Source organism: Streptomyces lichenis, from assembly GCF_023218175.1.
GTDB classification, from domain to species: Bacteria; Actinomycetota; Actinomycetes; order Streptomycetales; family Streptomycetaceae; genus Streptomyces; species Streptomyces lichenis.
Genome location: NZ_JALPTH010000005.1, coordinates 283,139 through 304,172, shown reverse-complemented (window position 1 = coordinate 304,172; position 21,034 = coordinate 283,139). Strand labels below are relative to the sequence as shown.

The window sequence follows — 21,034 nt, the reverse complement described above, 5'->3', positions numbered from 1 at the left end:
TGGGGTCCTTGCGGGCCTCGGTCTCCTGGGTGATGACCGGCATGTTGTGGGGGCCGGCGACCAGGGGGCGCAGAGTGAATGAAGTCCACTGGGGTGTTCCGACATGGACCGGTTGTGAGGCCCAGTCGGCGGTTGCCCGATCTTGGCAGATGACGAGCAGGATGGGAGGCTGGCCGTATTTGTTGTACAGGTAGCTGAGGTAGTAGGCCCAGCTGGCGGGTTTGTCGGGGTCGCGTTTGCCTTGGGCTTCGACGGCGAGGAGGAATTCGCCTTCCTCTTCGGTTTCGAAGCGCAGGAGGGTGTCGAGTCGCCGTTCGAGGGGGCGGGTCTCGGTGAGGTCGGTCGGTAAGGCGGTCATCGAGATCGGGGTGCCGAAGGGCACGCCGAGTACCTCGGCCACGCTACTGAACAGCGCCGGATACTCCTCGAAGATCCGGCGCATCGCCTCATGGGGCGAGCTGACCATCGGACTCCTTCTGATCGTTGGATGAGTGGGGGGTGGCCGTCGCGCAGCCGGGGCAGTCGCTCGGCAGTGGGGCGCGGAAGGCCAGGTCGCAGGGTTCGCAGAACTGGAGGGGGTCCGGTTCCGGCTTGGGTACGGGGCGTGGTGGCTCCGGTGGCAGCAGGACCGTCAGCCGGTGGGCCAGGAGCGCGGCCGGCCGCCGTACGCCCTCGGGTGGCAGGTTGGCGGTGAGGGCATGGCGTACGGCCTCGGGGGCGACCTCCCGTTCCAGCCAGGCCGCCACCCCCGGGGCCAGCCGCTGTACGTCCCGCGCCGGGAGCAGCAGCCGTACGTCCGCCTGGTACAGCCCGGCCAGCAGCTCGGTGGCGGCGGCGAGCAGCGCCCCGGCGGGGAACGCGGGATGCGGTACGCGCAGGGGCGCGGGCGGACGTCGGCGCGGCGGTGGCCGGTCGGGCTCGTCGGAGGAAGGCGCGGGGGTACGGGGTGCGCCCGGCTGGTTGCAGGAGACCGTGCGGGTCACCACCCGGCCGGCCGGGGTGCGCAGGCGCTCCCGGCGCAGATAGCCGTGCGCCTCCAGCTCGCGCAACGCTCCGGCGACCCGGTGCGCCCCCTCGGGGAAGCGCGCGGTCAGCGACTTGATGTCCACGCGGGCACCGGCCTGGAGCGACTGGATGTGCACCGCCAGCCCGATCGCGGTCAGCGACAACTCGCCATGCTGGGCGAGGTGGTTGCCGACCACCGTGAACCGGGTGGTGTGCCGGGAGTTCTCGTGCACCACTCCGCGCGGGGAGTTGGTGCCACTTACTGACTGGGAGGGCAGGGGCGCGCTAGGGTGTGGAGTATCCACGGGGAAGCTCTCTTCTTCCTTCAGTGGTCAGGCCCTCGCCTACGGGATGCCAGTCCCGGCGGGGGCCGACGTATGTGTCGGCCGGCCTGTTGCCGTGAGCCTAGGACACGCAACCTGCCGCTTGGCCAGCCCAGTTGCCCTTTTTCACCCGAGAGAGTGAGAGCCCGTCTCGGGCGGGAGGGGTGGGGCTTGGTGGGGTTCTTTCACCTCTCGTGGTCCTTGGAAAGACCGCCCGATCCACCGGAACCCGACTTCCCACGCTCCGGTACGGAAAGCCGCAGCTCAGCCCAGACCGACTTGCGCGGAACCGGCCCGTCCGCGACGCCCCAGCGGTCCGCCAGCGCCTCCACGATCACCAGCCCGCGCCCCGACTCGCTCAACGGCGGCCCGGATTGCGGTCGAACGGGCGGTCGCCTCTCCGCTCGCGCGTCCGACACCTCGACACGCAGCACCTCGTCCCGTACGGCCAACTCCAACCGGAAATCCCGCCCCGGCACCCGCCCGTGGGTCACCGCGTTCGCCGCCAGCTCGGCGACGATCTGGCCGGCCGCCTCGGCGATCCCGTACGGCAGGTCCCAGGCCTCCAGCCGCTCCCCGGCCAGCAGCCGAGCCAGCCGCGCTCCCCGCTGGCGGTGCGGGATGTGCGGGCCGCATTGGACGTCGAGCGCAGGGCCGTCTTCGAGGAGGAGGTCTCCGGGGTGGGGCCGGGCACGGTGGGGGCGGTCATCCGCAAGTGGGCGCTGGAGGTGATTCCGGGTGACGAGCCGGACCGGGTGGACGTCCTGCTCCAGGCGGAGCGGTCGGTGTTCCGGGCCTCGGAGACCGGCGCATGAAGTACCGCGTCGCCTATGCCCCTGCGGCCGAAGAGGCTCTGAACAAGCTGGACGATCCGACGCTGTTCAGGACGCGAGTCGCGCGGTCCATCGGGACCGATCCCTAGAGGCGCGCATCGTGCCGGGTGGGGAGCGACAAGGACCGGCGGGAGGCCACGGTGTCCGGCGTCATCCTGCGCTACGTCGTCTCATCGGGCGTTCTCACCGTGACGGTCGTCCGACTCGTCGGGCCGCCATGACCCGGCCCGTGCCGCCACTGCCGGCCTTCGGCCGAGGGGGTGCCGCCTCCGTCGACCTCGGCCGGAGCACGTCAGTCGGTGGAGAGGGCGGTCGGTGACCCGGAGGGGGTGTCGCGCTCCCGGCGGCTGGACTCGATGAGCTCGGTGGCCTTCTGCGTGATCTTCGCCAGGGTCGGCTCCGCCTCGTCGTAGAACATCCTGGACGGTCCGCTGGCACCGGCTTCCAGCAGGAGGTCACCGTTGCAGGTGACCAGCTTCCTGATCGTCGTCCCGCTCGACTGGTCCTTGAACCAGAACTGGGCCGCGTTGACGGTCGTGGGGTTGGTATGGCGGCGGTTGCGCTCCGCGACCTCCTCGTCCTCCCTCTTCCAGCAGGCGGTGACGTAGTCGTCCGCGGTGTAGATACGGGCGTAGACGTCGATCCTCCAGAAGTCGCCGGTCTCCTCGTGGCTCATGGTGCCGTGGCACGTCAAGGCCAGGTGCTTGGAGTCCTCGACATACGGGCCGTCGTCCGTGCCCGGTTCCGGTCCGCCACTCCCGATTCCCGTACCGTCTTCGATCCGCAGCCCCGGAGCGAGCTCCTTCTCCTCCAGGTCGGCGCAGAGGTCCCCTCGCCAGCGGTGCACGCCCGCCTTCCGCCAGGGCCTCTCCTCCACTGGCACCTCCGCCGGTGCCCCTGCGCACCCCGTTGCCAGCGCGGCACCGGCCAAGGCCAACGCACTGCCCTCCCTGGACCTGCGACGACGACCCACGAGACCCGCCCCCTGTCCGCCCGCGCGGTACATCCGCCCCCGGCGCCCACCGATCAGGATGGCAGCAGCGGGGCGCGTCGGTACGCCGATCGGCAAACCCGCCTGGGCGCCCATCCGTTGGCTCGGCGGCGGGGAAAGCTCTGGACTTGCTCAGATCCGGGGCGGAGGCGCTCCCTCCGTCAGAGCGCGCTGCCACGCTGCCGGTGGAGCCGTGGCGCGGGAGGCGTCCGGCCCGTTGATGCCGGGGGGGGGAGAGAGGGGCCATGGTCGCTCGGGGAGTCGTGGTGCGGGGGGTTGCCTGCGCTGTGCTGCTGGGTTGGGTCACTGGCTGCACGGCGGGGGACGAGGGGCGGGAGGGTGAGGAGAGGCAGGCCGTGGCCGCGCCCACGAGGCGGGCCGTGGCCGCGACCACGGGCACCCTGGCGCCCTGGCCGTCCCCGGTGCGGCCCGCCGTGCTGGTGGACGGGGAGGTCGTGGCCGCGGCCCAGCCGGTGCGGACGGGGAACGCGGTGTTCGACTTCGAGGCGGGGGAGAAGGGGCGCGCCCTGGTGCTCTCGGTCAACTGCCAGGGGGAGGGCCGGGTGGAGGTCTCGTTGAGGCCCTCGGACACGGTCGTGCGATCGGAGTGCGGCGGCCGGGGTGGAGAGGCGACGAGCGAGTACCACCAGTTCGACGTGGACGGGACCGAGCGGGGCGGCACCGTAGGCGTTCGGGCGCCCAGCGGGGTCCGCTGGTCCGTGGCCGTGGGTCGGCGCGAGGCGGGGCCCTGACCTGGGCTCCGGCGCGCCGACCGGGCGGCACCGGCTACTTGATCTCGTACGTGCAGGGCTTCGGCGACTTGCCGCCGTCGTTGTCCGCGACCTGCTTGCCGTCCACCGTGATGGTGCAACCGCCCGCCGTCAGCATGCCGTTCTCCCCCAGCGAGTTCCCGGGGGTCACCAGGACCAACCGGCCGACCTCCTTCTCGGCGCCTTCGGGAGTGATCGTGGCGGTGCGCTTCCACGGGAGCGTGACCGTCTCGGTCTTGGACTCGTCCAGGGTGTACATGATCATGGTCTTGCCCTTGCCGGTGACCTCAAGGGTCACCTCGTGCGAGGCGCCCTCGGTCTTCGTTCCCTCGCTGGGGGAGGGGCTGCCGGCCGTCGGGGGCTTCGAGGCGTCGCCCGTGGCCTTGCCACCGGTGTCACCGCCGTCGCTGCCGCTGCCGCAGCCGGTGAGCAGGGCCGCCGCCAGCAGGAGCGCGGTCGTGGTCGTCTTCTTGTCCATGTGCTCGTCCCCCAGGGTCCGTCGGATGGGTGGCCGCCTTCGGGCCACCGTCGTGCGGGGATCATCTTCGTGCACCGGAGAGGGGCGGTTGGGCGGGGAGGCTGTTCCGGGCCGTTCGGGCCGCTTAATGCGTTTGACCTGCCGCCGGGCTTCGCACAAGATCGACACCGATTCTCGGATATTCGTAAGATTTCTCGGATGATGTGGAGCTGGTCTCCACGGTTTGGACAGGTGCATATGAAGCCGGCCCGATTCACGGCCATCGCCGCCGCGGTGGCGATCACCCCCGCCCTGCTGTTCGCCGTCCCGGCGCTCGCCACGGATGGTGGGGCGCCGAAGGCCTCGGCGCCGGCCGTCTCGGCGACGGACGGCCCGCAGGCCGAGGAGGACCGGGCCGCGATCTCCCGGATCCTGGCCAACCCGTACATCGGCCCCGGACTGCGCGAGGCGGCGCAGAAGGCGTTGGACGGCACGCCCGAGGAGATGCGCGACTTCCTGGAGGTGGGCCAGCACAAGGAGCGGCTCATCGACGACCAGGTGCGGGTGTCGCGGATCATCGGCCTCGGCGGCCCCGGAGTGAAGGAGGCCGGTCAGAAGGCGCTGAAGGGCACGCCGGAGGACATCGTCGCCTTCCTGGAGACCGGGCAGCACACGGCGCGCTTCGCGGACGACTCGGTGCGGACCTCCCAGGTCTTCTCCACGGGCGGTCCCGCGGTGAAGAAGGCGGCGAAGGAGGCCCTGAGGACCAATACGCCGCAGGCCCTCCAGGCCTTCCTGGAGAGCTGGCAGTACACGGCGCGCCTCACCGACGACCGGGACCGCGTCACCCGGATCGCCGCGGCGGGCGGTCCCGCGGTCAAGGCCGCCGCGGCCAAGGCGCTGAAGGGCACGCCGGAGGAGCTGCGGCAGTTCCTGGACGTCGGCCAGGACGAGGCCCGGGCGAAGGACGAGGCCGCGAAGAAGAAGCCGGCGCCCGTGAAGAAGCCCGCGGCGGTGAAGAAGCCCGCCGCCAAGCGCTGAGCGGACGGCGGCCGGAGCCGGTCCGGCGCCCACGCACGTGAACGGGAGGGCGGCCCCTGGTGATCAGGGGCCGCCCTCCCGTCGTACGCGCTCGTCTTACGGGCGCTCGTCCTTGCCCTTGCCCTTGAGCTCGTCCTTGATGTCTTCCTTGGCCTGGCGGGCGTGGCCCTTGGCCTCGTCGGCGTGGCCCTTGGCCTCAAGGCGCTCGTTGCCCAGGGCGCTGCCGGCGGCCTGCTTCACCTTGCCGGTGGCCTGCTCGGTCTTCGCCTTGGCCTTCTCGTCGGCGGCCATTTTGTCGCCCTCCTCCTCGTTGGCAGTGCTTCGTCTGCTCTTCGGATGACCTGAGCTGGAGGGTGTAAACCCGGCGCTCGGAAATTGGGTCGCAGACGCCCGGGGGAGGAAGGGGACCCCCGCGTGCCGTGGTTTGACAGCCAAAGGCCCCGGGGTAATCTTCTGGGCTCGATTGGCATCGGCGGCGCCCGGTGTGGCAGACTGTCCGGGTTGCTCGGTTGAGTGCCGATGCTGCGCGCCTCCCGCCGGGAGGACCGGAAGCGAGTCCCACAGTACTCGTCGTCCCATATACGGCGTCGCAAGACGCCAGGGGCGGACGTACGGGAATCTTCCGGGAAGTGTCAGCGGGGCGCCGACCAGGCACCCGGTGGGTGTTCCACCCCCGACAGCTCTTGATTGAGCACCGCGGTCCGTGCAGGCCGTACCCCCTTGGTTGGGAAATCCTTCGGGAGATCTTCGTAGAGGGAGTGCGACACGCCCGACCGCGTGGGTCGGAGGGGAGCGAGTGGCCGCAAGGCCGCGGCCCACCAGGTTCCAGAGCGTTACGAGAGACAGGACTACTGAGTAGCCATGGCGGGACAGAAGATCCGCATCCGGCTCAAGGCCTACGACCACGAGGTCATCGACTCCTCGGCGAAGAAGATCGTCGAGACGGTGACCCGTACCGGTGCGTCGGTCGCGGGCCCGGTGCCGCTGCCCACTGAGAAGAACGTGTACTGCGTCATCAAGTCGCCGCACAAGTACAAGGACTCGCGCGAGCACTTCGAGATGCGCACGCACAAGCGCCTCATCGACATCCTCGACCCCACGCCGAAGACGGTCGACTCGCTCATGCGTCTCGACCTGCCGGCCGGCGTCGACATCGAGATCAAGCTCTGAGGTGACGCGCGAGATGACCAAGAACATTAAGGGCGTCCTGGGCGAGAAGCTCGGCATGACCCAGGTCTGGGACGAGAACAACCGGGTCGTCCCGGTGACCGTCGTCAAGGCCGGGCCCTGCGTCGTCACCCAGGTCCGCAGCAACGACTCCGACGGCTACGAGTCGGTCCAGATCGCCTTCGGCGAGATCGACCCGCGCAAGGTGAACAAGCCCCTCAAGGGCCACTTCGCCAAGGCCGACGTCACCCCGCGCCGCCACCTGGTGGAGATCCGCACCGCCGACGCCTCCGAGTACACCCTCGGCCAGGAAGTCACCGCCGAGGTCTTCGAGGCGGGCGTGAAGGTCGACGTCACCGGCAAGAGCAAGGGCAAGGGCTTCGCCGGTGTCATGAAGCGCCACAACTTCCGTGGCCTGGGCGCCGGACACGGCACCCAGCGCAAGCACCGCTCGCCCGGTTCCATCGGTGGCTGCGCCACCCCGGGCCGCGTGTTCAAGGGCCTCCGCATGGCGGGCCGCATGGGCAACGAGCGGGTCACCACCCAGAACCTGACCGTCCACGCCGTTGACGCGGAGAAGGGTCTGCTGCTCATCAAGGGCGCGGTTCCCGGTCCGAACGGCGGCCTCGTCCTGGTCCGTACCGCGGCCAAGGGGGCCTGAGGTAACCGATGAGCACCATTGACATCCTTTCGCCGGCAGGCGACAAGGCCGGGACCGTCGATCTCCCCGCGGAGATCTTCGACGCCAAGACCAGCGTTCCGCTGATCCACCAGGTCGTCGTCGCCCAGCTGGCCGCTGCCCGACAGGGCACGCACAAGACCAAGACCCGTGGCGAAGTCCGCGGCGGTGGCAAGAAGCCCTACCGCCAGAAGGGCACCGGCCGCGCCCGTCAGGGCTCGACCCGCGCCCCGCAGTTCGCCGGCGGTGGCGTCGTCCACGGCCCCGTGCCGCGTGACTACTCGCAGCGCACCCCGAAGAAGATGAAGGCCGCCGCCCTGCGCGGTGCCCTCTCGGACCGGGCGCGCCACTCCCGTATCCACGTCGTCACCGGCGTGGTCGACGGGGACGTCTCCACCAAGGCCGCCAAGACGCTGTTCGGCAAGATCTCGGAGCGCAAGAACCTGCTCCTGGTCGTCGAGCGCTCCGACGAGGCCGCGTGGCTGTCCGCCCGCAACCTGCCCCAGGTGCACATCCTGGAGCCGGGCCAGCTGAACACGTACGACGTGATCGTCTCCGACGACGTGGTCTTCACCAAGGCCGCCTTCGAGTCCTTCGTGTCTGGCCCCCAGACCGCTGAGACTGAAGGGAGCGACGCCTGATGAGCGAGGCCGTCGTCACCAGCAAGACCTTCTCGGACCCGCGTGACATCCTCGTCAAGCCGGTCGTCTCGGAGAAGAGCTACGCCCTGCTGGACGAGAACAAGTACACGTTCGTCGTGGACCCCCGCGCCAACAAGACCCAGATCAGGCAGGCCGTCGAGGCCATCTTCTCGGTCAAGGTCACCGGCGTGAACACGATCAACCGCCAGGGCAAGCGCAAGCGCACCCGCACCGGTTTCGGTAAGCGCGCCAACACCAAGCGCGCCATCGTGACCCTTGCTGAGGGCAGCCGTATCGACATCTTCGGCCAGGCCTCCTAACGGAGCGCCCTGGTCCGAATATCGGACGAGGACTGAGAAATGGGTATCCGCAAGTACAAGCCGACGACCCCGGGCCGTCGTGGCTCCAGCGTCGCCGACTTTGTCGAGATCACGCGGTCCACGCCGGAGAAGTCGCTGGTCCGCCCCCTGCACAGCAAGGGCGGCCGTAACAACACCGGTCGTGTGACCGTCCGCCACCAGGGCGGTGGCCACAAGCGCGCCTACCGTGTCATCGACTTCCGTCGCCATGACAAGGACGGCGTGCCGGCGAAGGTCGCGCACATCGAGTACGACCCGAACCGCACCGCGCGCATCGCGCTCCTGCACTACGTGGACGGCGAGAAGCGCTACATCCTCGCCCCGCGTGGCCTGAGCCAGGGCGACCGGGTCGAGAACGGCCCCGGCGCCGACATCAAGCCCGGCAACAACCTGGCCCTGCGCAACATCCCGGTCGGTACCACGGTGCACGCGATCGAGCTCCGCCCCGGTGGCGGCGCCAAGTTCGCCCGCTCCGCCGGTGCCTCGGTGCAGCTGCTGGCCCGTGAGGGCGCCATGGCGACCCTCCGTATGCCGTCCGGCGAGATCCGCATGGTGGACGCGCGCTGCCGCGCCACCATCGGTGAGGTCGGCAACGCCGAGCAGTCGAACATCAACTGGGGCAAGGCCGGCCGCAAGCGCTGGCTGGGCGTTCGCCCGACCGTTCGCGGTGTGGCGATGAACCCGGTCGACCACCCGCACGGTGGTGGTGAGGGCAAGACCTCCGGTGGTCGCCACCCGGTCTCCCCGTGGGGTCAGAAGGAGGGTCGTACTCGTTCGCCGAAGAAGGCTTCGAACAAGTACATCGTCCGCCGCCGCAAGACGAACAAGAAGCGCTAGGAGCGGGTTTAGATGCCGCGCAGTCTCAAGAAGGGGCCCTTCGTCGACGACCACCTGATCAAGAAGGTGGACGCCCAGAACGAAGCCGGCACCAAGAACGTCATCAAGACCTGGTCCCGTCGCTCGATGATCATTCCGGCCATGCTCGGCCACACGATCGCGGTGCACAACGGCAAGACCCACATCCCGGTGTTCGTCACCGAGTCGATGGTCGGCCACAAGCTCGGCGAGTTCTCGCCGACGCGCACCTTCCGGGGTCACGTCAAGGACGACCGGAAGTCGAAGCGCCGCTAACGCGGGGTGACAGACCATGACGAACGTGTCAGACACTGAAGGGACAACCATGGAAGCCAGGGCCCAGGCGCGGTACATCCGCGTCACGCCCATGAAGGCCCGCCGCGTGGTGGACCTCATCCGTGGCATGGACGCCACGGAGGCTCAGGCGGTCCTGCGTTTCGCCCCGCAGGCCGCGAGCGTGCCGGTCGGCAAGGTGCTGGACAGCGCCATCGCCAACGCCGCGCACAACTACGACCACTCGGACGCCGGCTCGCTGTTCATCAGCGAGGCGTACGTGGACGAGGGCCCGACCCTGAAGCGGTTCCGCCCGCGCGCCCAGGGCCGCGCCTACCGGATCCGTAAGCGGACCAGCCACATCACCGTGGTCGTCAGCAGCAAGGAAGGAACCCGGTAATGGGCCAGAAGGTTAACCCGCATGGGTTCCGGCTCGGCATCACCACCGACTTCAAGTCGCGTTGGTATGCCGACAAGCTGTACAAGGACTACGTCAAGGAAGACGTCGCCATCCGCCGGATGATGACGTCCGGCATGGAGCGCGCCGGCATCTCCAAGGTGGAGATCGAGCGCACCCGCGACCGCGTCCGCGTCGACATCCACACCGCCCGTCCGGGCATCGTGATCGGCCGCCGCGGCGCCGAGGCCGACCGCATCCGCGGCGACCTGGAGAAGCTGACCGGCAAGCAGGTCCAGCTGAACATCCTCGAGGTCAAGAACCCCGAGGTGGACGCTCAGCTGGTGGCCCAGGCCGTCGCCGAGCAGCTCTCCTCCCGCGTCTCCTTCCGCCGTGCCATGCGCAAGAGCATGCAGTCGGCGATGAAGGCGGGCGCCAAGGGCATCAAGATCCAGTGCGGTGGCCGCCTCGGCGGCGCCGAGATGTCCCGCTCGGAGTTCTACCGCGAGGGCCGTGTGCCGCTGCACACCCTGCGCGCGAACGTCGAGTACGGCTTCTTCGAGGCCAAGACCACCTTCGGTCGCATCGGCGTCAAGGTGTGGATCTACAAGGGCGACGTCAAGAACATCGCCGAGGTCCGCGCCGAGAACGCCGCCGCCCGCGCCGGCAACCGCCCGGCCCGTGGCGGCGCCGACCGCCCGGCCCGTGGTGGCCGCGGTGGCGAGCGTGGCGGCCGTGGCCGCAAGCCGCAGCAGAACACCGGCGCCGAGGCCCCCAAGGCCGAGGCGACCGCCGCTGCTCCGGCTGCCGCTGAGGCCGGCAACACTTCTACTGGCGGAACGGAGGCCTGACCGTCATGCTGATCCCCCGTAGGGTCAAGCACCGCAAGCAGCACCACCCCAAGCGCGATGGCATGGCCAAGGGTGGCACGCAGGTTGCGTTCGGCGAGTACGGCATCCAGGCCCTCACTCCGGCGTACGTGACCAACCGCCAGATCGAGGCGGCGCGTATCGCGATGACCCGCCACATCAAGCGTGGCGGCAAGGTCTGGATCAACATCTACCCGGACCGTCCCCTCACCAAGAAGCCGGCCGAGACCCGCATGGGTTCCGGTAAGGGTTCCCCGGAGTGGTGGATCGCGAACGTCAAGCCCGGACGCGTCATGTTCGAGCTGTCCTACCCGAACGAGAAGATCGCGCGCGAGGCCCTGACCCGTGCGGCTCACAAGCTGCCGATGAAGTGCAAGATCGTCAAGCGCGAGGCAGGTGAGCTGTGATGTCGACCGGTACCAAGGCGTCGGAGCTGCGCGAGCTGGGCAACGAGGAGCTCGTCAACAAGCTCCGCGAGGCCAAGGAAGAGCTGTTCAACCTCCGCTTCCAGGCGGCGACCGGCCAGCTCGAGAACCACGGTCGGCTCAAGTCCGTCCGTAAGGACATCGCCCGGATCTACACCCTGATGCGTGAGCGCGAGCTCGGCATCGAGACGGTGGAGAGCGCCTGATGAGCGAGAGCAACGTGACTGAGAACCCCGAGAAGACCGAGGCCCGCGGTTTCCGCAAGACCCGTGAGGGTCTGGTCGTCAGCGACAAGATGGACAAGACCGTCGTCGTCGCCGTCGAGGACCGCGTCAAGCACGCGCTGTACGGCAAGGTCATCCGCCGTACCAACAAGCTCAAGGCGCACGACGAGCAGAACGCCGCCGGCGTCGGCGACCGCGTCCTCCTCATGGAGACCCGGCCGCTGTCCGCCACCAAGCGGTGGCGCGTCGTCGAGATCCTCGAGAAGGCCAAGTAATTTTGCGGGCGCCCTCCCTTCCGGGGGAGGGCCCCGCATCACCCCCGCCGGGGCGCACACGTCCCGGCACAGTTCCGCCAGGCTCGGGGACCGCCGTACACCGACGGCCCCCGGGAACCGGCAGACGATCAGGAGATAGACGTGATCCAGCAGGAGTCGCGACTGCGGGTCGCCGACAACACTGGTGCCAAGGAGATCCTTTGCATCCGTGTTCTCGGTGGCTCGGGTCGCCGCTACGCGGGCATCGGTGACGTCATCGTCGCCACCGTCAAGGACGCGATCCCCGGTGGCAACGTGAAGAAGGGTGACGTCGTCAAGGCGGTCATCGTTCGCACCGTCAAGGAGCGCCGCCGCCAGGACGGCTCGTACATCCGCTTCGACGAGAACGCCGCCGTCATTCTGAAGAACGACGGCGACCCTCGCGGCACCCGTATCTTCGGCCCGGTGGGCCGTGAGCTGCGCGAGAAGAAGTTCATGAAGATCATCTCGCTCGCGCCGGAGGTGCTGTAAGCATGAAGATCAAGAAGGGCGACCTGGTCCAGGTCATCACCGGTAAGGACAAGGGCAAGCAGGGCAAGGTCATCGCGGCCTTCCCCCGCGAGGACCGCGTCCTGGTCGAGGGTGTCAACCGGGTCAAGAAGCACACCAAGGCCAACCAGCCGGGCCGCGCCTCGCAGGCCGGCGGCATCGTCACCACCGAGGCCCCGATCCACGTGAGCAACGTCCAGCTCGTCGTCGAGAAGGACGGCAACAAGGTCGTGACCCGGGTCGGCTACCGCTTCGACGACGAGGGCAACAAGATCCGCGTTGCCAAGCGGACGGGTGAGGACATCTGATGGCTACCACCACCACTCCGCGTCTCAAGACGAAGTACCGCGAGGAGATCGCGGGCAAGCTGCGTGACGAGTTCAAGTACGAGAACGTCATGCAGGTCCCCGGCCTCGTCAAGATCGTGGTCAACATGGGTGTGGGCGACGCCGCCCGCGACTCCAAGCTGATCGAGGGCGCCATCCGCGACCTCACCACGATCACCGGTCAGAAGCCGGCCGTCACCAAGGCCCGCAAGTCCATCGCGCAGTTCAAGCTGCGTGAGGGCCAGCCGATCGGTGCCCACGTCACGCTCCGTGGCGACCGCATGTGGGAGTTCCTGGACCGCACCCTGTCGCTCGCGCTCCCGCGCATCCGCGACTTCCGCGGCCTGTCCCCCAAGCAGTTCGACGGCCGTGGCAACTACACCTTCGGTCTCACGGAGCAGGTCATGTTCCACGAGATCGACCAGGACAAGATCGACCGCGTCCGGGGTATGGACATCACCGTGGTGACCACGGCGACCAACGACGACGAGGGCCGCGCCCTTCTCCGTCACCTCGGCTTCCCGTTCAAGGAGGCGTAAGCGAGATGGCGAAGAAGGCCCTTATCGCGAAGGCTGCTCGCAAGCCCAAGTTCGGTGTGCGTGGCTACACCCGCTGCCAGCGCTGCGGGCGTCCCCACTCCGTGTACCGCAAGTTCGGCCTGTGCCGCGTGTGCCTTCGTGAGATGGCTCACCGTGGCGAGCTGCCGGGCGTGACCAAGAGCTCCTGGTAATCCCCCACTTGGGGATTACCGGAGGCTCTCGGTAAGCATCTGGTCGGCAGGAGCCCGGCCCCACGTGCCGTAGGCTGTTGGGGTTGGGCGCCTGCCGCCCATAAGACTTACTACGCCGTAGGTCCCCGCGCCGCACCCGTCCCGCCCATGAGTGGGGAGAGGGATGGCGCACATAGGAAACCCCGGCGAGAGAGGCCGAAGGCCAATTCATGACCATGACTGATCCGATCGCAGACATGCTCACGCGTCTGCGTAACGCGAACTCGGCGTACCACGACTCCGTGACGATGCCGCACAGCAAGATCAAGTCTCACATCGCGGAGATCCTCCAGCAGGAGGGCTTCATCACGGGCTGGAAGGTCGAGGACGCCGAGGTCGGCAAGAACCTCGTCCTGGAGCTCAAGTTCGGTCCGAACCGTGAGCGCTCCATCGCGGGCATCAAGCGGATCTCGAAGCCGGGCCTGCGGGTCTACGCGAAGTCCACCAACCTGCCGAAGGTCCTCGGCGGCCTGGGCGTGGCGATCATCTCCACGTCCCACGGTCTCCTGACCGGCCAGCAGGCGCAGAAGAAGGGCGTGGGTGGGGAAGTCCTCGCCTACGTCTGGTAGTCGGGAACGGAGGAAAAGCCAATGTCGCGTATCGGCAAGCTCCCCATCACGGTTCCCGCCGGCGTGGACGTCACCATCGATGGCCGCACGGTCCAGGTGAAGGGCCCCAAGGGCGCCCTGAGCCACACCGTCGCCGCTCCGATCGAGATCGCCAAGGGCGAGGACGGCGTGCTCAACGTCACCCGCCCCAACGATGAGCGTCAGAACAAGGCCCTGCACGGCCTGTCCCGCACGCTGGTGGCCAACATGATCACCGGTGTGACCGCGGGGTACACGAAGGCGCTCGAGATCAGCGGTGTCGGTTACCGCGTCGCCGCGAAGGGCTCCAACCTGGAGTTCCAGCTCGGCTACAGCCACCCGATCCTGGTGGAGGCCCCCGAGGGGATCTCCTTCAAGGTCGAGTCGCCGACCAAGTTCTCGGTCGAGGGCATCGACAAGCAGAAGGTCGGCGAGGTCGCCGCGAACATCCGCAAGCTGCGCAAGCCCGACCCGTACAAGGCCAAGGGCGTCAAGTACGCCGGCGAGGTCATCCGCCGCAAGGTCGGAAAGGCTGGTAAGTAGCCATGGCATACGGCGTCAAGATCGCCAAGGGCAAGGCGTACAAGGGTGCGGCTCTGAAGCGTCGCCACATCCGTATCCGCAAGAGGATCGCCGGTACGGCGGAGCGTCCGCGCCTCGTCGTCACCCGGTCCAACCGCGGCATCACCGCTCAGGTGATCGACGACATCAAGGGTCACACCGTGGCGTCGGCGTCCACCCTGGACGCGTCCATCCGCGGCGGCGAGGGCGACAAGTCGGCGAAGGCGAAGCAGGTCGGCCAGCTCGTGGCCGAGCGTGCCAAGGCCGCCGGCGTCGAGGCTGTCGTGTTCGACCGTGGCGGCAACCAGTACGCCGGGCGCATCGCCGCCCTGGCGGACGCCGCCCGCGAAGCCGGCCTCAAGTTCTAGTCGGCCCGTAGCTAGCGGAAAAGAGAGAGGTAAATCCAATGGCTGGACCCCAGCGCCGCGGAAGCGGTGCCGGTGGCGGCGAGCGGCGGGACCGTAAGGGCCGTGACGGCGGCGCTGCCGCCGCCGAGAAGACCGCGTACGTCGAGCGCGTCGTCGCGATCAATCGCGTCGCCAAGGTCGTGAAGGGTGGTCGTCGCTTCAGCTTCACCGCGCTGGTCGTGGTGGGCGATGGTGACGGCACCGTCGGTGTCGGCTACGGCAAGGCCAAGGAGGTGCCGGCCGCCATCGCCAAGGGTGTGGAGGAGGCCAAGAAGCACTTCTTCAAGGTCCCCCGTATCCAGGGCACCATCCCGCACCCCATCCAGGGCGAGAAGGCCGCGGGCGTCGTCCTGCTCAAGCCGGCTTCCCCCGGTACCGGTGTGATCGCCGGTGGCCCGGTGCGCGCCGTGCTGGAGTGCGCGGGCGTGCACGACATCCTGTCGAAGTCGCTCGGCTCGGACAACGCGATCAACATCGTGCACGCGACCGTGGCGGCCCTCAAGGGCCTCCAGCGTCCCGAGGAGATCGCGGCCCGTCGCGGTCTGCCCCTGGAGGACGTGGCCCCCGCGGCCCTGCTGCGTGCGCGTGCCGGGGCTGGTGCGTAATGGCGCAGCTCCGGATCAAGCAGACCAAGTCGTACATCGGCAGCAAGCAGAACCACCGCGACACCCTTCGGAGCCTGGGCCTCAAGCGCCTCGGCGACGTGGTCGTCAAGGAGGACCGCCCCGAGTTCCGCGGCATGGTGCACACCGTCCGCCACCTCGTGACGGTTGAGGAGGTTGACTGACATGGCGGAGAACAACCCGCTGAAGGCCCACAACCTCCGTCCCGCCCCCGGCGCCAAGACCGCCAAGACCCGTGTGGGTCGTGGTGAGGCGTCGAAGGGTAAGACGGCCGGTCGTGGTACCAAGGGCACCAAGGCCCGCTACCAGGTTCCGGAGCGCTTCGAGGGTGGGCAGATGCCCCTCCACATGCGCCTCCCGAAGCTCAAGGGCTTCAAGAACCCGTTCCGCACCGAGTACCAGGTCGTGAACCTGGACAAGCTCGGCTCGCTCTACCCCGAGGGTGGCGAGGTCACGGTGGCCGACCTGGTCGCCAAGGGCGCGGTGCGCAAGAACAGCCTCGTCAAGGTCCTGGGCCAGGGCGAGATCTCCGTGGCGCTGACCGTGACGGTGGACGCCGTCTCGGGCTCCGCCAAGGAGAAGATCGCCGCCGCGGGCGGCAGCGTCACCGAGCTCGTCTGAGCCTCGCGGCCCCCGCGGCCGCGGTGACACCTCGTACGGCCCGGCCGGGCGCCCCTCTCGGGGCCCCGGCCGGGCCGTCGGCGTTCGCGCGCCCACCCGCACGTCCGTCCGCACCGTACGAATCGTGGACGTGGTCACACATGTCGGTGAACGTCCCCCCGGGCCAGGGGCGGGTTTCGGACGGCGACCAGCCGTTCCCCCGCTGTTTCCCGGGTTGTGGGGCCCCGGCAGATGTTTCCCGGGCGCCACCGGGGCGGGTAGGGTGGCGACATTAATGTTTGGGCGGCACTGTGCTGGCACAGTGCCGCCTCGCCAGGTAACCGCTGACTTATTCAAACCCGTCGCCTCTGACGCTCTCGCGCGGGGGTCGCAGGAGGCACCGTGCTCACCGCGTTCGCCCGGGCGGTCAAGACGCCCGACCTGCGTAAGAAGCTGCTCTTCACGCTCGGCATCATCGTGATCTACCGGTTCGGGGCGCACATCCCCGTCCCCGGTGTGAGCTACGAGAACGTCCAGATCTGTGTCGACCAGGCCCGGCAGGGCGACAAGAACCTGCTCGGTCTGATGGACCTGTTCAGTGGCGGCGCCCTGCTGCAGATCACGATCTTCGCGCTCGGCATCATGCCGTACATCACGGCGAGCATCATCCTCCAGCTGCTGACCGTGGTGATCCCGCGCCTGGAGGCCCTCAAGAAGGAGGGCTCGGCCGGCACCGCGAAGATCACGCAGTACACCCGCTACCTGACCGTCGCGCTCGCCGTGCTCCAGGGCACCGGCCTGGTCGCCACCGCCAAGAGCGGTGCGCTGTTCTCCGGCTGCCAGGTGGCCGGTCAGATCGTGCCGGACCAGTCGATCTTCGTCATCATCACCATGGTGATCACGATGACCGCCGGTACCGCCGTCGTCATGTGGCTCGGTGAGCTGATCACCGACCGCGGCATCGGCAACGGCATGTCGATCCTGATGTTCATCTCGATCGCCGCCAGCTTCCCGAGCGCCCTGTGGGCCATCAAGAAGAGCGGCACCCTGGCCGGCGGCTGGATCGAGTTCGGCTTCATCATCCTGGTCGGCTTCGTGATGGTCGGCCTGGTGGTCTTCGTCGAGCAGGCCCAGCGCCGCATCCCGGTCCAGTACGCGAAGCGGATGATCGGGCGCCGTTCCTACGGCGGCACCTCCACCTACATCCCGCTGAAGGTGAACCAGGCGGGTGTCATCCCCGTCATCTTCGCCTCGTCGCTGCTGTACATCCCGATCCTGGTCGGCCAGTTCTCCGGATCGACCTCCGGCTGGTCCGCGTGGATCCAGCAGAACCTGGTGGACGGCAAGCCGATCCACACGGCGGTCTACTTCCTGCTGATCGTTTTCTTCGCCTTCTTCTATGTGGCCATCTCCTTCAACCCCGAGGAAGTAGCCGACAACATGAAGAAGTATGGTGGCTTCATCCCGGGTATCCGGGCTGGTCGACCTACGGCCGAGTACCTCAGCTATGTGCTCAACCGGATCACCTGGCCGGGCTCGCTGTACCTGGGTCTGATCGCTCTCGTGCCGACAGTGGCGTTGGCGGGCTTCGGCGGATCCAACCCCAACTTCCCGTTCGGCGGGACGAGCATCCTGATCATCGTGGGTGTGGGGCTGGAGACCGTGAAGCAGATCGAGAGCCAGCTCCAGCAGCGCAATTACGAAGGGTTCCTCCGCTGATGCGAATCGTCCTCGTCGGGCCGCCCGGCGCCGGCAAGGGAACGCAGGCCGCGTTCCTCGCCAAGAACCTGTCGATTCCGCACATCTCCACGGGCGACCTGTTCCGGGCCAACATCAGCCAGGGCACCGAGCTCGGCAAGCAGGCCAAGTCCTACATGGACGCCGGCAACCTCGTCCCCGACGAGGTCACCGTCGGGATGGCCCAGGACCGCATGGAGCAGGCCGACGCGGAGCACGGCTTCCTGCTGGACGGCTTCCCGCGCAACGTGGCCCAGGCCGAGGCGCTGGACGCGATGCTGGACCGCGAGGGCATGAAGCTGGACGCCGTCCTGGACCTGGAGGTCCCGGAGGACGAGGTGGTCAAGCGGATCGCCGGCCGCCGGATCTGCCGCAATGACAGCGCGCACGTCTTCCACGTCGCGTACAAGCAGCCCAAGGCCGAGGGCGTCTGCGACACCTGCGGCGGCGAGCTGTACCAGCGCGAGGACGACTCCGAGGGGACCGTCCGCAAGCGGCTGGAGGTCTACCACACGCAGACCGAGCCGATCATCGACTACTACAAGGCGCAGGGGCTGGTCGCCACCATCTCCGCGCTGGGCCAGGTCGACGAGGTCACCGAGCGCGCCATGCGGGCGCTGCACGGACGCGGCGACCAGGCCGCGTAGCCCGGCACCCTCGCAAGCAGGTCGCAGACGTCGGCCGCGGTGTCCCCCCGGGGGCGCCGCGGCCGACGCGTTGCGGCCGTATCGTGGTGGGACCGGCCTCCTCGGACAGCGAGGCACATCCCCGTACTCCCCTGGAAAGGCGTCAGCCGTCATGGTGCAGATCAAGACTCCCGAGCAGATCGCGAAGATGCGCGAGGCGGGGCTGGTCGTCGCCGCCATCCACGCGGCGACCCGGGAGGCGGCGGTGCCCGGCGCCAGCACCAGGGACCTCGACGAGGTCGCCCGCAAGGTGATCGCCGAGCACGGCGCCAAGTCCAACTTCCTGGGCTACGGCGGGTTCCCCGCGACCATCTGCACCTCGGTCAACGAGGTCGTGGTGCACGGCATCCCCAGCGAGGAGACGGTCCTCAGGGACGGCGACGTCATCTCCGTCGACTGCGGGGCGATCGTGGACGGCTGGCACGGCGACGCCGCGTACACCGCCTTCGTCGGCACCGGGCACGCCCCCGAGCTGATCGAGCTCTCCCGGGTCACCGAGGAGTCGATGTGGGCCGGGATCGCCGCCATGAGGAACGGCAACCGGCTGGTGGGCATCTCCCGGGCCATCGAGTCCTACATCCGCCGCCAGCCCCGCCCGGCCACCGGTAAGTACGGGATCATCGAGGACTACGGCGGCCACGGCATCGGCACCGAGATGCACATGGACCCGCACCTGCTGAACTACGTCTCCCGCAAGCGCGGCAAGGGCCCCAAGCTGGTGCCCGGCTTCTGCCTGGCGATCGAGCCGATGGTCTCGCTCGGCACCGCCCGCACCGAGGTGCTGGAGGACCAGTGGACGGTGATCACCACCGACGGCACCTGGTCCTCGCACTGGGAGCACTCGGTGGCGCTCACCGAGGACGGCCCGCTGGTGCTCACCGCCCCGGACGGCGGCAAGGCCAAGCTCGCCCAGCTCGGCGTCACCGCCGCCCCCGACCCCCTCGGGTGATTCCCGCCGGTCACGCGTAGGGATCTCCGTCAGCGGGCAGAATCCACGATTCGTGTTTTCCACAGGGCTGGCGTAGACTGATGCGTCGGCTCTCGTGTACCCGTGTGTCCGCACCGGGCAGCGGGAGTCGATCAAGGTAGCCGATTCGAAGGGCGAAGCGTGGCCAAGAAGCAAGGTGCCATCGAAATCGAGGGCACCGTGATCGAGTCCCTGCCGAACGCCATGTTCAAGGTGGAGCTCCAGAACGGTCACAAGGTCCTCGCGCACATCTCCGGCAAGATGCGTATGCACTACATCCGTATCCTCCCGGACGACCGGGTCGTCGTGGAGCTCTCCCCGTACGACCTGACGCGTGGCCGGATCGTCTACCGCTACAAGTAGATCTTGCCGAGTCTCCGCCCCCGGGTGGAGCCCTTGGCACTGACCCGGAGAACCTCACATCCCATGAAGGTCAAGCCGAGCGTCAAGAAGATCTGCGACAAGTGCAAGGTGATCCGCCGCCACGGCCGGGTCATGGTCATCTGCGACAACCTGCGCCACAAGCAGCGCCAGGGCTGACGCACACCACCTGCACCTCGCAGTACCTTCGCGCGACGCGAGCAGTACAACGTACATACGCAGCGCCCGCCGGGCCCGGACACCGGGCTGGCGGCACCTCCGGCGGGGGCCGGGGACCCGGACGTACCACCTCCCGTATCCGTACGGACCAGGGGTCGGCGGTCGGGATCGGCGCTGCGGTAGACCCCCGAGTACACAGGAGCCAGTGAATGGCACGCGTTTCCGGTGTCGACATCCCGCGCGAAAAGCGCGTGGAGGTCGCACTCACCTACGTCTTCGGCATCGGCCGCACCCTGGCGAAGGAGACCCTCGCCTCGACCGGTGTGAACCCGAACACCCGCGTTCGTGACCTCTCCGAAGAGGACCTGGTCAAGATCCGCGAGTACGTGGACGCCAACCTCAAGACCGAGGGTGACCTCCGCCGCGAGATCCAGGCCGACATCCGCCGCAAGGTCGAGATCGGCTGCTACCAGGGTCTGCGCCACCGTCGTGGCCTGCCCGTCCACGGTCAGCGCACCAGCACGAACGCCCGCACCCGCAAGGGCCCGCGTCGCGCGATCGCCGGCAAGAAGAAGCCGGGCAAGAAGTAGTCCTCAGCGGACGCCTCACCAGCGGTCTTCGCTGTAGGACCGACCACCTCCCCCGTAGGAGTTAAGAGATGCCCCCCAAGGGACGTCAGGGCGCTGCCAAGAAGGTGCGCCGCAAGGAAAAGAAGAACGTCGCTCACGGCCACGCGCACATCAAGAGCACGTTCAACAACACGATCGTCTCGATCACCGACCCCTCGGGCAACGTGATCTCCTGGGCCTCCGCCGGCCACGTCGGCTTCAAGGGCTCGCGCAAGTCCACCCCCTTCGCCGCGCAGATGGCCGCCGAGTCGGCCGCCCGCCGCGCGCAGGAGCACGGCATGCGCAAGGTCGACGTCTTCGTCAAGGGTCCCGGCTCCGGCCGTGAGACCGCGATCCGCTCGCTCCAGGCCACCGGCCTGGAGGTCGGCTCCATCCAGGACGTCACCCCCACCCCGCACAACGGCTGCCGGCCGCCCAAGCGCCGCCGCGTCTGACGCAGCGCGCTTGACCTGCTCGTGAGAGTCCGGGCGGTACGGCCCCTTCGGGTCGT

General features: G+C 68.5%; 36 protein-coding genes and 1 pseudogene. 31 read left to right on the top strand and 6 right to left on the bottom strand.

Annotated features, from left to right (window positions below):
• From M1O15_RS07925 to M1O15_RS07915, 3 genes and pseudogenes are all read right to left on the bottom strand, one after another.
• A pseudogene (locus M1O15_RS07925) lies at positions 1-466 on the bottom strand (hypothetical protein); the annotation flags it as partial.
• On the bottom strand, positions 447-1,310 hold the full coding sequence (locus M1O15_RS07920; protein ID WP_248632525.1) for a helix-turn-helix domain-containing protein: 864 nt from the start codon (positions 1,308-1,310) through the stop codon (positions 447-449). The gene M1O15_RS07920 and the pseudogene M1O15_RS07925, both read right to left, overlap by 20 nt.
• A gap of 203 nt (positions 1,311-1,513) precedes the next feature.
• Entirely contained in the window at positions 1,514-1,882 is a 369-nt protein-coding gene (locus M1O15_RS07915) for an ATP-binding protein (RefSeq protein ID WP_308282254.1), read from the bottom strand.
• On the opposite strand from M1O15_RS07915, the gene M1O15_RS07910 reads away from it, so the two are divergent.
• On the top strand, positions 1,814-2,143 hold the full coding sequence (locus M1O15_RS07910; RefSeq protein WP_248632523.1) for a hypothetical protein: 330 nt from the start codon (positions 1,814-1,816) through the stop codon (positions 2,141-2,143). The two genes, M1O15_RS07915 and M1O15_RS07910, sit on opposite strands and share 69 nt — an antisense overlap.
• Before the next feature lie 310 nt (positions 2,144-2,453).
• Here M1O15_RS07910 and M1O15_RS07905 read toward each other — a convergent pair whose 3' ends face one another.
• A complete protein-coding gene (locus tag M1O15_RS07905; RefSeq protein WP_248632522.1) occupies positions 2,454-3,038 on the bottom strand; it encodes a hypothetical protein in 585 nt (194 codons plus the stop codon).
• Between the two features lie 494 nt (positions 3,039-3,532).
• On the opposite strand from M1O15_RS07905, the gene M1O15_RS07900 reads away from it, so the two are divergent.
• Entirely contained in the window at positions 3,533-3,904 is a 372-nt protein-coding gene (locus tag M1O15_RS07900) for a hypothetical protein (RefSeq protein WP_248632520.1), read from the top strand.
• Between the two features lie 34 nt (positions 3,905-3,938).
• On the opposite strand, the gene M1O15_RS07895 is transcribed toward M1O15_RS07900, so the two are convergent.
• Complete coding sequence (locus M1O15_RS07895; protein WP_248632519.1) at positions 3,939-4,400, bottom strand: hypothetical protein; 462 nt, start codon at positions 4,398-4,400, stop codon at positions 3,939-3,941.
• Positions 4,401-4,637: 237 nt separating this feature from the next.
• On the opposite strand from M1O15_RS07895, the gene M1O15_RS07890 reads away from it, so the two are divergent.
• The gene (locus tag M1O15_RS07890) at positions 4,638-5,420 is read left to right on the top strand and encodes an ALF repeat-containing protein (RefSeq protein WP_248632518.1); all 783 of its coding nucleotides are present in this window, start codon (positions 4,638-4,640) and stop codon (positions 5,418-5,420) included.
• 96 nt (positions 5,421-5,516) lie between these two features.
• Here the strand turns inward: M1O15_RS07890 and M1O15_RS07885 are convergent, their stop codons facing one another.
• On the bottom strand, positions 5,517-5,711 hold the full coding sequence (locus tag M1O15_RS07885) for a CsbD family protein (RefSeq protein ID WP_248632516.1): 195 nt from the start codon (positions 5,709-5,711) through the stop codon (positions 5,517-5,519).
• Positions 5,712-6,281: 570 nt separating this feature from the next.
• Here M1O15_RS07885 and rpsJ point away from each other — a divergent pair.
• The 28 genes from rpsJ (at position 6,282) to rpsK (ending at position 20,978) form a co-directional block, all read left to right on the top strand.
• A complete protein-coding gene (gene rpsJ, locus M1O15_RS07880) occupies positions 6,282-6,590 on the top strand; it encodes a 30S ribosomal protein S10 (RefSeq protein WP_003948644.1) in 309 nt (102 codons plus the stop codon).
• A 13-nt stretch (positions 6,591-6,603) separates the two neighbouring features.
• Positions 6,604-7,248 carry a 50S ribosomal protein L3 gene (rplC, locus tag M1O15_RS07875; RefSeq protein WP_248632511.1) on the top strand — a complete coding sequence of 215 codons (645 nt, stop codon included), beginning with the start codon at positions 6,604-6,606 and terminating at the stop codon, positions 7,246-7,248.
• Between the two features lie 8 nt (positions 7,249-7,256).
• Entirely contained in the window at positions 7,257-7,907 is a 651-nt protein-coding gene (gene rplD, locus M1O15_RS07870) for a 50S ribosomal protein L4 (RefSeq protein WP_248632510.1), read from the top strand.
• Positions 7,907-8,227, top strand: a complete 321-nt coding sequence (rplW, locus tag M1O15_RS07865) for a 50S ribosomal protein L23 (protein WP_248632509.1) — start codon at positions 7,907-7,909, stop codon at positions 8,225-8,227. Before rplD ends, rplW begins: the two co-directional genes overlap by 1 nt.
• A 39-nt stretch (positions 8,228-8,266) precedes the next feature.
• The gene (gene rplB, locus M1O15_RS07860; protein WP_105868299.1) at positions 8,267-9,103 is read left to right on the top strand and encodes a 50S ribosomal protein L2; all 837 of its coding nucleotides are present in this window, start codon (positions 8,267-8,269) and stop codon (positions 9,101-9,103) included.
• A gap of 12 nt (positions 9,104-9,115) precedes the next feature.
• Entirely contained in the window at positions 9,116-9,397 is a 282-nt protein-coding gene (rpsS, locus tag M1O15_RS07855; RefSeq protein ID WP_033528345.1) for a 30S ribosomal protein S19, read from the top strand.
• Positions 9,398-9,446: 49 nt separating this feature from the next.
• Positions 9,447-9,794, top strand: a complete 348-nt coding sequence (gene rplV / locus M1O15_RS07850; protein WP_248632508.1) for a 50S ribosomal protein L22 — start codon at positions 9,447-9,449, stop codon at positions 9,792-9,794.
• A complete protein-coding gene (gene rpsC, locus M1O15_RS07845; RefSeq protein WP_248632507.1) occupies positions 9,794-10,642 on the top strand; it encodes a 30S ribosomal protein S3 in 849 nt (282 codons plus the stop codon). The genes rplV and rpsC overlap by 1 nt, the downstream gene beginning before the upstream one ends.
• 5 nt (positions 10,643-10,647) lie before the next feature.
• Positions 10,648-11,067, top strand: coding sequence for a 50S ribosomal protein L16 (gene rplP / locus M1O15_RS07840; RefSeq protein WP_248632506.1), 420 nt, complete (start codon positions 10,648-10,650; stop codon positions 11,065-11,067).
• The gene (rpmC, locus tag M1O15_RS07835; RefSeq protein WP_105868302.1) at positions 11,067-11,291 is read left to right on the top strand and encodes a 50S ribosomal protein L29; all 225 of its coding nucleotides are present in this window, start codon (positions 11,067-11,069) and stop codon (positions 11,289-11,291) included. Before rplP ends, rpmC begins: the two co-directional genes overlap by 1 nt.
• On the top strand, positions 11,291-11,584 hold the full coding sequence (rpsQ, locus tag M1O15_RS07830) for a 30S ribosomal protein S17 (RefSeq protein ID WP_105868303.1): 294 nt from the start codon (positions 11,291-11,293) through the stop codon (positions 11,582-11,584). The genes rpmC and rpsQ overlap by 1 nt, the downstream gene beginning before the upstream one ends.
• Before the next feature lie 141 nt (positions 11,585-11,725).
• Positions 11,726-12,094, top strand: coding sequence for a 50S ribosomal protein L14 (rplN, locus tag M1O15_RS07825; RefSeq protein ID WP_003956455.1), 369 nt, complete (start codon positions 11,726-11,728; stop codon positions 12,092-12,094).
• Positions 12,095-12,096: 2 nt separating this feature from the next.
• Entirely contained in the window at positions 12,097-12,420 is a 324-nt protein-coding gene (gene rplX, locus M1O15_RS07820; RefSeq protein WP_105868304.1) for a 50S ribosomal protein L24, read from the top strand.
• A complete protein-coding gene (gene rplE / locus M1O15_RS07815) occupies positions 12,420-12,977 on the top strand; it encodes a 50S ribosomal protein L5 (protein ID WP_079308657.1) in 558 nt (185 codons plus the stop codon). The genes rplX and rplE overlap by 1 nt, the downstream gene beginning before the upstream one ends.
• Positions 12,978-12,982: 5 nt before the next feature.
• Complete coding sequence (locus M1O15_RS07810; protein ID WP_003948630.1) at positions 12,983-13,168, top strand: type Z 30S ribosomal protein S14; 186 nt, start codon at positions 12,983-12,985, stop codon at positions 13,166-13,168.
• Between the two features lie 209 nt (positions 13,169-13,377).
• Positions 13,378-13,776, top strand: coding sequence for a 30S ribosomal protein S8 (gene rpsH, locus M1O15_RS07805; protein WP_006347222.1), 399 nt, complete (start codon positions 13,378-13,380; stop codon positions 13,774-13,776).
• 21 nt (positions 13,777-13,797) lie between these two features.
• Positions 13,798-14,337, top strand: coding sequence for a 50S ribosomal protein L6 (rplF, locus tag M1O15_RS07800; protein ID WP_248632505.1), 540 nt, complete (start codon positions 13,798-13,800; stop codon positions 14,335-14,337).
• Positions 14,338-14,339: 2 nt separating this feature from the next.
• Positions 14,340-14,723, top strand: coding sequence for a 50S ribosomal protein L18 (rplR, locus tag M1O15_RS07795; RefSeq protein WP_248632504.1), 384 nt, complete (start codon positions 14,340-14,342; stop codon positions 14,721-14,723).
• A 38-nt stretch (positions 14,724-14,761) separates the two neighbouring features.
• Entirely contained in the window at positions 14,762-15,367 is a 606-nt protein-coding gene (rpsE, locus tag M1O15_RS07790) for a 30S ribosomal protein S5 (protein ID WP_005313527.1), read from the top strand.
• Positions 15,367-15,549 carry a 50S ribosomal protein L30 gene (gene rpmD, locus M1O15_RS07785; protein WP_105868308.1) on the top strand — a complete coding sequence of 61 codons (183 nt, stop codon included), beginning with the start codon at positions 15,367-15,369 and terminating at the stop codon, positions 15,547-15,549. The genes rpsE and rpmD overlap by 1 nt, the downstream gene beginning before the upstream one ends.
• A 1-nt stretch (position 15,550) precedes the next feature.
• Positions 15,551-16,006 (top strand): 50S ribosomal protein L15, encoded by a 456-nt coding sequence (gene rplO, locus M1O15_RS07780; protein WP_248632503.1) that lies wholly within the window; start codon positions 15,551-15,553, stop codon positions 16,004-16,006.
• Positions 16,007-16,387: 381 nt separating this feature from the next.
• A complete protein-coding gene (gene secY / locus M1O15_RS07775) occupies positions 16,388-17,704 on the top strand; it encodes a preprotein translocase subunit SecY (protein ID WP_248632502.1) in 1,317 nt (438 codons plus the stop codon).
• A complete protein-coding gene (locus tag M1O15_RS07770) occupies positions 17,704-18,369 on the top strand; it encodes an adenylate kinase (protein ID WP_248632501.1) in 666 nt (221 codons plus the stop codon). Before secY ends, M1O15_RS07770 begins: the two co-directional genes overlap by 1 nt.
• A gap of 151 nt (positions 18,370-18,520) precedes the next feature.
• Positions 18,521-19,357 (top strand): type I methionyl aminopeptidase, encoded by an 837-nt coding sequence (gene map, locus M1O15_RS07765; protein ID WP_248632500.1) that lies wholly within the window; start codon positions 18,521-18,523, stop codon positions 19,355-19,357.
• A 159-nt stretch (positions 19,358-19,516) separates the two neighbouring features.
• Positions 19,517-19,738 carry a translation initiation factor IF-1 gene (gene infA, locus M1O15_RS07760; protein ID WP_003956442.1) on the top strand — a complete coding sequence of 74 codons (222 nt, stop codon included), beginning with the start codon at positions 19,517-19,519 and terminating at the stop codon, positions 19,736-19,738.
• A gap of 63 nt (positions 19,739-19,801) precedes the next feature.
• Positions 19,802-19,915, top strand: a complete 114-nt coding sequence (gene rpmJ, locus M1O15_RS07755; protein ID WP_003956441.1) for a 50S ribosomal protein L36 — start codon at positions 19,802-19,804, stop codon at positions 19,913-19,915.
• A 209-nt stretch (positions 19,916-20,124) separates the two neighbouring features.
• Positions 20,125-20,505, top strand: a complete 381-nt coding sequence (rpsM, locus tag M1O15_RS07750; RefSeq protein WP_105868313.1) for a 30S ribosomal protein S13 — start codon at positions 20,125-20,127, stop codon at positions 20,503-20,505.
• A 68-nt stretch (positions 20,506-20,573) separates the two neighbouring features.
• Positions 20,574-20,978, top strand: coding sequence for a 30S ribosomal protein S11 (rpsK, locus tag M1O15_RS07745; RefSeq protein ID WP_003956432.1), 405 nt, complete (start codon positions 20,574-20,576; stop codon positions 20,976-20,978).
• Positions 20,979-21,034: the final 56 nt, after the last annotated feature.

What these genes read in the sequence shown, in the direction of transcription:
- M1O15_RS07770 (WP_248632501.1), top strand. Translation starts at nt 17,704, where the DNA reads ATGCGAATCGTCCTCGTCGGGCCGCCCGGCGCCGGCAAGGGAACGCAG.
- M1O15_RS07890 (WP_248632518.1), top strand. Translation starts at nt 4,638, where the DNA reads ATGAAGCCGGCCCGATTCACGGCCATCGCCGCCGCGGTGGCGATCACC.
- rplE (WP_079308657.1), top strand. Translation starts at nt 12,420, where the DNA reads ATGGCTACCACCACCACTCCGCGTCTCAAGACGAAGTACCGCGAGGAG.
- rplV (WP_248632508.1), top strand. Translation starts at nt 9,447, where the DNA reads ATGGAAGCCAGGGCCCAGGCGCGGTACATCCGCGTCACGCCCATGAAG.
- rpsS (WP_033528345.1), top strand. Translation starts at nt 9,116, where the DNA reads ATGCCGCGCAGTCTCAAGAAGGGGCCCTTCGTCGACGACCACCTGATC.
- rplP (WP_248632506.1), top strand. Translation starts at nt 10,648, where the DNA reads ATGCTGATCCCCCGTAGGGTCAAGCACCGCAAGCAGCACCACCCCAAG.
- rpsK (WP_003956432.1), top strand. Translation starts at nt 20,574, where the DNA reads ATGCCCCCCAAGGGACGTCAGGGCGCTGCCAAGAAGGTGCGCCGCAAG.
- rplO (WP_248632503.1), top strand. Translation starts at nt 15,551, where the DNA reads ATGGCGGAGAACAACCCGCTGAAGGCCCACAACCTCCGTCCCGCCCCC.
- map (WP_248632500.1), top strand. Translation starts at nt 18,521, where the DNA reads ATGGTGCAGATCAAGACTCCCGAGCAGATCGCGAAGATGCGCGAGGCG.
- rpmC (WP_105868302.1), top strand. Translation starts at nt 11,067, where the DNA reads ATGTCGACCGGTACCAAGGCGTCGGAGCTGCGCGAGCTGGGCAACGAG.
- rpsM (WP_105868313.1), top strand. Translation starts at nt 20,125, where the DNA reads ATGGCACGCGTTTCCGGTGTCGACATCCCGCGCGAAAAGCGCGTGGAG.
- M1O15_RS07885 (WP_248632516.1), bottom strand. Translation starts at nt 5,711, where the DNA reads ATGGCCGCCGACGAGAAGGCCAAGGCGAAGACCGAGCAGGCCACCGGC.
- M1O15_RS07895 (WP_248632519.1), bottom strand. Translation starts at nt 4,400, where the DNA reads ATGGACAAGAAGACGACCACGACCGCGCTCCTGCTGGCGGCGGCCCTG.
- rplF (WP_248632505.1), top strand. Translation starts at nt 13,798, where the DNA reads ATGTCGCGTATCGGCAAGCTCCCCATCACGGTTCCCGCCGGCGTGGAC.
- rplB (WP_105868299.1), top strand. Translation starts at nt 8,267, where the DNA reads ATGGGTATCCGCAAGTACAAGCCGACGACCCCGGGCCGTCGTGGCTCC.
- rplD (WP_248632510.1), top strand. Translation starts at nt 7,257, where the DNA reads ATGAGCACCATTGACATCCTTTCGCCGGCAGGCGACAAGGCCGGGACC.
- rplC (WP_248632511.1), top strand. Translation starts at nt 6,604, where the DNA reads ATGACCAAGAACATTAAGGGCGTCCTGGGCGAGAAGCTCGGCATGACC.
- rplX (WP_105868304.1), top strand. Translation starts at nt 12,097, where the DNA reads ATGAAGATCAAGAAGGGCGACCTGGTCCAGGTCATCACCGGTAAGGAC.
- rpsJ (WP_003948644.1), top strand. Translation starts at nt 6,282, where the DNA reads ATGGCGGGACAGAAGATCCGCATCCGGCTCAAGGCCTACGACCACGAG.
- rpsH (WP_006347222.1), top strand. Translation starts at nt 13,378, where the DNA reads ATGACCATGACTGATCCGATCGCAGACATGCTCACGCGTCTGCGTAAC.
- rpmD (WP_105868308.1), top strand. Translation starts at nt 15,367, where the DNA reads ATGGCGCAGCTCCGGATCAAGCAGACCAAGTCGTACATCGGCAGCAAG.
- M1O15_RS07810 (WP_003948630.1), top strand. Translation starts at nt 12,983, where the DNA reads ATGGCGAAGAAGGCCCTTATCGCGAAGGCTGCTCGCAAGCCCAAGTTC.
- rpmJ (WP_003956441.1), top strand. Translation starts at nt 19,802, where the DNA reads ATGAAGGTCAAGCCGAGCGTCAAGAAGATCTGCGACAAGTGCAAGGTG.
- rpsQ (WP_105868303.1), top strand. Translation starts at nt 11,291, where the DNA reads ATGAGCGAGAGCAACGTGACTGAGAACCCCGAGAAGACCGAGGCCCGC.
- rplR (WP_248632504.1), top strand. Translation starts at nt 14,340, where the DNA reads ATGGCATACGGCGTCAAGATCGCCAAGGGCAAGGCGTACAAGGGTGCG.
- rpsC (WP_248632507.1), top strand. Translation starts at nt 9,794, where the DNA reads ATGGGCCAGAAGGTTAACCCGCATGGGTTCCGGCTCGGCATCACCACC.
- rplW (WP_248632509.1), top strand. Translation starts at nt 7,907, where the DNA reads ATGAGCGAGGCCGTCGTCACCAGCAAGACCTTCTCGGACCCGCGTGAC.
- rpsE (WP_005313527.1), top strand. Translation starts at nt 14,762, where the DNA reads ATGGCTGGACCCCAGCGCCGCGGAAGCGGTGCCGGTGGCGGCGAGCGG.